The 5,485-nt window shown below is 69.0% G+C and carries 7 protein-coding genes; 3 read left to right on the top strand and 4 right to left on the bottom strand.

Annotated features, from left to right (window positions below):
• Positions 1-136 precede the first annotated feature (136 nt).
• The gene (locus AB0M20_RS24925; RefSeq protein ID WP_364302024.1) at positions 137-520 is read right to left on the bottom strand and encodes a TIGR03618 family F420-dependent PPOX class oxidoreductase; all 384 of its coding nucleotides are present in this window, start codon (positions 518-520) and stop codon (positions 137-139) included.
• Positions 521-603: 83 nt separating this feature from the next.
• Between AB0M20_RS24925 and AB0M20_RS24920 the strand changes: the two genes are divergently transcribed.
• A complete protein-coding gene (locus tag AB0M20_RS24920; RefSeq protein WP_364302022.1) occupies positions 604-1,056 on the top strand; it encodes a helix-turn-helix domain-containing protein in 453 nt (150 codons plus the stop codon).
• On the opposite strand, the gene AB0M20_RS24915 is transcribed toward AB0M20_RS24920, so the two are convergent.
• The 3 genes from AB0M20_RS24915 to AB0M20_RS24905 are packed head-to-tail and all read right to left on the bottom strand — an operon-like array spanning position 1,053 to position 4,065.
• On the bottom strand, positions 1,053-2,606 hold the full coding sequence (locus tag AB0M20_RS24915; RefSeq protein WP_364302020.1) for a tripartite tricarboxylate transporter permease: 1,554 nt from the start codon (positions 2,604-2,606) through the stop codon (positions 1,053-1,055). The two genes, AB0M20_RS24920 and AB0M20_RS24915, sit on opposite strands and share 4 nt — an antisense overlap.
• Positions 2,603-3,067, bottom strand: a complete 465-nt coding sequence (locus AB0M20_RS24910) for a tripartite tricarboxylate transporter TctB family protein (protein ID WP_364302018.1) — start codon at positions 3,065-3,067, stop codon at positions 2,603-2,605. The genes AB0M20_RS24915 and AB0M20_RS24910 overlap by 4 nt, the downstream gene beginning before the upstream one ends.
• Positions 3,064-4,065, bottom strand: a complete 1,002-nt coding sequence (locus AB0M20_RS24905) for a tripartite tricarboxylate transporter substrate binding protein (RefSeq protein ID WP_364302016.1) — start codon at positions 4,063-4,065, stop codon at positions 3,064-3,066. Before AB0M20_RS24905 ends, AB0M20_RS24910 begins: the two co-directional genes overlap by 4 nt.
• 93 nt (positions 4,066-4,158) lie before the next feature.
• Here AB0M20_RS24905 and AB0M20_RS24900 point away from each other — a divergent pair, with 93 nt between their 5' ends.
• Positions 4,159-4,824 (top strand): NUDIX domain-containing protein, encoded by a 666-nt coding sequence (locus AB0M20_RS24900; protein ID WP_364302014.1) that lies wholly within the window; start codon positions 4,159-4,161, stop codon positions 4,822-4,824.
• A gap of 26 nt (positions 4,825-4,850) precedes the next feature.
• The gene (locus AB0M20_RS24895) at positions 4,851-5,432 is read left to right on the top strand and encodes a hypothetical protein (RefSeq protein ID WP_364302012.1); all 582 of its coding nucleotides are present in this window, start codon (positions 4,851-4,853) and stop codon (positions 5,430-5,432) included.
• The last annotated feature ends 53 nt before the right edge of the window (positions 5,433-5,485 follow it).

Raw genomic sequence — 5,485 nt, 5'->3', positions numbered from 1 at the left:
AGTGCGCCGAGCGGATCGGCCTGTCCCGCGTGAGCACCCGCCGCTACCTCGAGCACTTCGTGGAGTCGGGAAAAGCGGAAGTTCGATTGAGGTACGGCTCGGCCGGCCGCCCGCAGCGCCGCTACCGCTGGGTGTCCTAGCTGACGCCCACCGTTTGCCGCACCGGCTCCACGAGCGCGACGACGCGCTCCTGCTCGCGAGGATACGGCCGGCCGATGTACTTGTTCGCGAGCTCGTCGACGATCTCCCACGCGGCGTCGCCGGACAGCCACTCGACGACGCGCCCGCGCACGATGATCGGCTCGAAGGGATTGTCCGCGGCCACCAGCGACAGCGCCACGCGCGGGTCGCGGCGCAGGTTGCGAGCCTTCCGCGAGTCCGGCCCGGTGAGGAACACGATGTGGTCGCCGCGGGTACCGACCCACAGCGGAACGGAGTGCGGCGACCCGTCCGGCAGGACGGTGGCGAGGTGGGCGAGCGCGGTGGTGTCGAGAACGCGGCGTACGTCGGGCTGGATCATCGATCTGCTCCTCTCGGGGTTCCTTGAGGAGACCCTAGCAGCTTTGGGTTCCCTCAGGGAACCCCGCGAGCTACGCTGAATCCATGCAGCGCACAAGCTTCGGCGAGATGGCGTGCTCGATCGCCCGCACGCTCGACGTCTTCGGGGAGCCCTGGACGCCGCTGGTCCTGCGGGACGTCTGGGTCGGCATCAACAGGTTCGACCAGATCCAGGCCGACCTGGGCATCTCGCGGAAGGTCCTCACCGAGCGCCTGAACCATCTGGTCGAGCAGGGTGTCCTCGAACGCCGGCCGTACGACCAGCGGCCGCGTTACGAGTACGCGCTGACCGAGAAGGGCACCGAGCTGACCGAGCTGCTGATGGTGATGGTCGCCTGGGGTGACAAGTGGCTGGCCGGGGAGGCGGGGCCGCCGGTGCTCTACCGCCACCACGCGTGCGGCGAGATCAGTAACGTCGAGCTGAGCTGCGCCCGCTGCGGCGAACCGATGCGCCCCGGCGACATCGACCTGCTCCCGGGACCCGGAGCGGCGATTTAATCGTCCTCGGCGAAGACCAGCTTCTTCGGCTCGTCCTCCTCAGCCGTGCGGCCGCGCAGGCGCGCGATGATCCGCGGCAGGTAGGGCACCAGGATCGCCACCACGGCCAGCGCCAGCAGGATCGCCGTCAGCGGGCGGGTGACGAAGGCGGTGAGGTCGCCGTTCGAGACCAGCAGGGCGCGGCGGAACTGCAACTCCATCATCGGCCCCAGGATCAGCCCGAGGATCACCGGCGCGATCGGGAAGTCGAAGTGGCGCATGCCGAAACCGATCACCCCGATGACGTACGCGATGAAGACCTGGTTGACGCTGCCGGTCGCCGCGTAGACGCCCAGGGTGGCGAAGACCAGGATGCCCGCGTACAGAACGGGTCTGGGAATCTGCAGGACCTTCACCCAGATCCTGATCAGCGGCAGGTTCAGCGCGAGCAGCAGCACGTTGCCGACATACAGCGAGGCGATCAGCGCCCACACCAGCTCGGGCGAGTTGTCGAACAGCTGCGGGCCGGGCTGCAGGTTGAAGATCTGGAAGGCGGCCAGCATCACCGCGGCGGTCGCGGAGGTGGGGATGCCGAGGGTGAGCAGGGGTACGAGCACGCCCGAGAACGCGGCGTTGTTGGCGGCCTCCGGGCCGGCCACGCCCTCGATCGCGCCCTTGCCGAACTCGTCGCTCTTCGCGCGCTGCTTCTCGTAGGTGTAGGACAGGAACGTCGGCACGTCCGCGCCACCGGCCGGCAGCGCGCCGAACGGGAAGCCGATCGCCGTCCCGCGCAGCCACGGCTTCCACGACCGGCGCCAGTCGTCGCGGCTCAGCCAGCCGAAGCCGGAACCGGTCGGCTCGATCGGATGCACGTGCTCCGGCAGACTGCGCAGACGGCTTGCCACGTAAAGGGTTTCGCCGATCGCGAAGAGGCCGACGATCACCACCACGATGTCGATGCCCTCGAGCAACACCGTCGTGCCGAAGGTGAACCGCGCCTGCCCGGTCAGCCCGTCGATGCCCACGACACCGAGGAACAGGCCGAAGACCAAGGACATGAGGCCGCGTACGAGCGACCGCCCGACCAGCGCGGTGACCGCGACCATGGCCAGCAGCGCCAGGGCGAAGTAGTCGGCGGCCCGGAAGGTCGTGGCCAGCTTCGCGACCGGCTGCGCGAAGAGGCTCAGCAGCAACGTCGAGATCGTGCCGGCCACGAACGAGCCGATCGCCGCGGTGGCCAGCGCCGCCTTGGCCCGGCCGCGGCGGGCCATCTGATAACCCTCGATGGAGGTTGCCACGGATGCCGACTCGCCCGGGGTGTTCAGCAGGATCGACGTGGTGGATCCGCCGTACATGGCGCCGTAGTAGATGCCGGCGAACATGATGAACGTGCCGATCGGGTCGTCCAGGGTGAACGTGACCGGCAGCAGCAGCGCGATGGTCAGCGCCGGGCCGATGCCGGGCAGCACCCCGACGAACGTCCCCAGTGTGACGCCGATGGCCGCGTACAGAAGGTATTGCGGGCTGAGCACCGTGCCGAAGCCGGACAGCAGGTCCCCGAGGAAGTTCACAGCGGGAACACCCCCGCGGGCAGGAAGATGTCGAGCAGGCGGGTGAAGGGGAAGTAGACGGCGAGCGGCAGGACCACCGCGACGATGAGGTCGCGGACCAGGCTGCGGCTGCCGAGCACCCGGGACACGGCGACGATGAAGAGGAACGCGGAGACGACGAAGCCCGCGTACTCCAGGGCGATCGCGAAGCCGACCAGGCAGGCCGCGACGCCGGCCGGGGCCAGCCAGCCGGGCTTCTCCTCATCGATGTGCTCCCGCTTGGCCCGGGCCAGGTAGAACGCGGCGACCACCACCCAGGCCGCGGTCACCGCCACCGGCGCCAGGCGCGGGCCCTGCAGGCTGAAGTCGCCGTCGGCCTCGTCGATCGCCCGGTACAGCAGGCCGATGCCGATCAGCAGAAGCGCGGCCGGGAGGATGAAGTCGGCACGCCGCACCCTCCCGGTCGCCGCTTCCGCCGTCATCCCAGGCCGATCTCGGTGAGCACCGTGGTGATCCGCTGGTTCTCGCTGGTGAAGTAGGCCTTGGCCTCGTCGCCGCTCTTGTAGAAGTCCTCCCAGCCCTGGTCGGCCAGCGTCGCCTTCCACTGCTCCGAGTTGTGCAGCTTGTCGATCAGCGCGGTGATCGCGTCCTGAGTGGGCTTGTCGATGCCGGGAGGTGCGACGATGGCGCGCCAGTTCATCAGCTCGACCTCGTACCCCTCCTCCTTGATGGTCTTGGCCGGTGATCCGCCGCCGACGTCCACGCCGGTGCCCCCCGAAACGGCGAGGGCGCGCACCTTCTTGGACGAGACCAGGTCCTTGAACTCACTCTGCCCGGACACCGCCGCGGTCAGGTCGCCGGCCAGCAGCGCCGCCTTCGCCTCGCCGCCGCCGGAGTAGGCCACGTACTTCATCGCCTTCGGGTCGGCGCCGGCCGCCTTCGCCAGCAGCCCCACCAGGATCTGGTCGGTCCCGCCGGCCGAGCCGCCACCCCAGTTGATCGACGCCGGGTTCGCCTTGGCGTCGTCCATCAGCTGCTTGAGCGTCTGGTACTTGGAGTTCGCCGGCACGACGATGACCTCTTGCTCGGCGGTGAGCGTGGCGATCGGGGTGACCTGGTCGAGCTTCACCGGCGACTTGTTGGCCACCACGCCGCCGACCATCACCAGGCCCATCACCATCAGGTGGTGCGGGTCGCCGGAGTTCTTCGAGACCAGCTGCGCCAGGCCGACCGTCCCGGCCGCGCCGGTGACGTTGTAGACCTCGACCGACTGGTCGATCAGCTTGCCGTCGGTGAACGCCTTCTGCATCGTGCGGCCGGTCAGGTCCCAGCCGCCGCCGGGCGCCGCGGGCACCATCAGCTGGACGGTCTTGGTCGGATACTTGACCTCGCCGCCGGCGCTGTTGCCGCCGCCGGCCGTGTCCTTCTCGCAACCGGCGAGCATGACCATGATGACGAGCGCAGCCAGGACTTTCCTCATGCCGCTGATGGTGCGCCCCGGTCGCATCGGTGGTCATCGTTGCGTACGCGATGGTCGTTTTGTTCTTACTGGTCACGCCGTACCGTCACGATCATGGTGAAGGGGATCGACGAGCCGGACGCCCGCGGGCGGACCGGACTGGACCAGGCCGGGCGCGACCTCGAGGGCAACCCCGATGTCGTGGTGACCGACGTGGAACTGCTGGCCGCCGGCTGGCACGTGCTGCGCAAGACCACGTTCGACTATCGCCACGCGGACGGCCGGTGGACCACCGAACACCGCGAGACCTACGACCGCGGCAACGGCGCCACCATCCTGCTCTACGACACCTCCCGCGGCACCGTCCTGCTGGCCCGGCAGTTCCGTTATCCCGTCTACGTCAACGGACACCCGGACGGCATGCTGATCGAGGCCGCGGCCGGTCTGCTCGACGACGACGATCCGGAGACCGCGATCCGGCGGGAGGCGGCCGAGGAGTTGGGCGTCGCCGTCGGCGAGCTGGAGCACGTCTTCGACGTCTACATGAGCCCCGGATCGGTGACCGAGCGCCTGCACTTCTACGCCGCGCCCTACGATCCGGCCACCCGCACGAGTGAGGGCGGCGGCCTCGCCGACGACGGCGAGGACATCACCGTGCTGGAGCTGCCGTTCGCGGAGGCGCTGGCGATGACACGCGACGGCCGGATCGCCGACGCCAAGACCATCATGCTGTTGCAGTGGGCGGCAATCAGCGGACCTTTCGCCAACTCATTGAAGTAGGCGAGGCGTGGGCGCACGCTGTCCCCATGAGGTTCGGCGGCAGCAAGTCACGTGTCGCCCTGGTGGACGCGCTGATGTTTCCGGCCGGGGTGCGCTACGCGTTGAGTGATCTGACCTTCGAGCAGATCTCGACCGCGGAGACGGCGGCGCGGCAGTGGTTCCGGCTGGCCGCGCGGCACCCGAAGGCCACCATGTCGATGCCGTCGGTGACGGTCGACAAGCTATGGCTGGCGTTCAGCCGGCACGAGCGCGAATACGGTGAGTTCTGCAAGAGCGCCGTGGGGCGGGCGTACCCGTACACGTCTCAGCACGGCGCTCTCGCCGCGACCTACCGCTTCGCCCGGGAGGACGAGCCGGGCGACCGGCTGCCGTTGTTGTTCCGGCTGGACAAGGAGCTCGTCGTGACCGGCGGGCGAAGCTACATCGCCGACTGCGGCGGGCGCGGGCAGTGCTTCGACGTGAAGGACGCGATTTGCCTGCAGCACCTGACCGGTGTGGGCCGGGTGACGAAGCGGAACGGCATGTCCGGCCCGGGGCCTTCGGCCGAAGGGCTCACGTATGGCGGCGGCGGTGGTGGAGGTTGCGGTGGTGGCTGCGGCGGGACGTGATTAGCTTGCGGGTGTGACCTGGGCTTTCGAAGAGATGGAGATCGACCCCGAGG

It is taken from the genome of Actinoplanes sp. NPDC051633, from assembly GCF_040681735.1.
Taxonomy (GTDB): Bacteria; Actinomycetota; Actinomycetes; order Mycobacteriales; family Micromonosporaceae; genus Actinoplanes.
This window is presented reverse-complemented; position numbering and strand designations above follow the sequence as displayed.

Bases quoted from the DNA above. Each gene is read 5' to 3' on its own strand.
- AB0M20_RS24925 (WP_364302024.1), bottom strand. From the start codon at position 520: ATGATCCAGCCCGACGTACGCCGCGTTCTCGACACCACCGCGCTCGCC.
- AB0M20_RS24920 (WP_364302022.1), top strand. From the start codon at position 604: ATGCAGCGCACAAGCTTCGGCGAGATGGCGTGCTCGATCGCCCGCACG.
- AB0M20_RS24910 (WP_364302018.1), bottom strand. From the start codon at position 3,067: ATGACGGCGGAAGCGGCGACCGGGAGGGTGCGGCGTGCCGACTTCATC.
- AB0M20_RS24905 (WP_364302016.1), bottom strand. From the start codon at position 4,065: ATGAGGAAAGTCCTGGCTGCGCTCGTCATCATGGTCATGCTCGCCGGT.
- AB0M20_RS24900 (WP_364302014.1), top strand. From the start codon at position 4,159: ATGGTGAAGGGGATCGACGAGCCGGACGCCCGCGGGCGGACCGGACTG.
- AB0M20_RS24895 (WP_364302012.1), top strand. From the start codon at position 4,851: ATGAGGTTCGGCGGCAGCAAGTCACGTGTCGCCCTGGTGGACGCGCTG.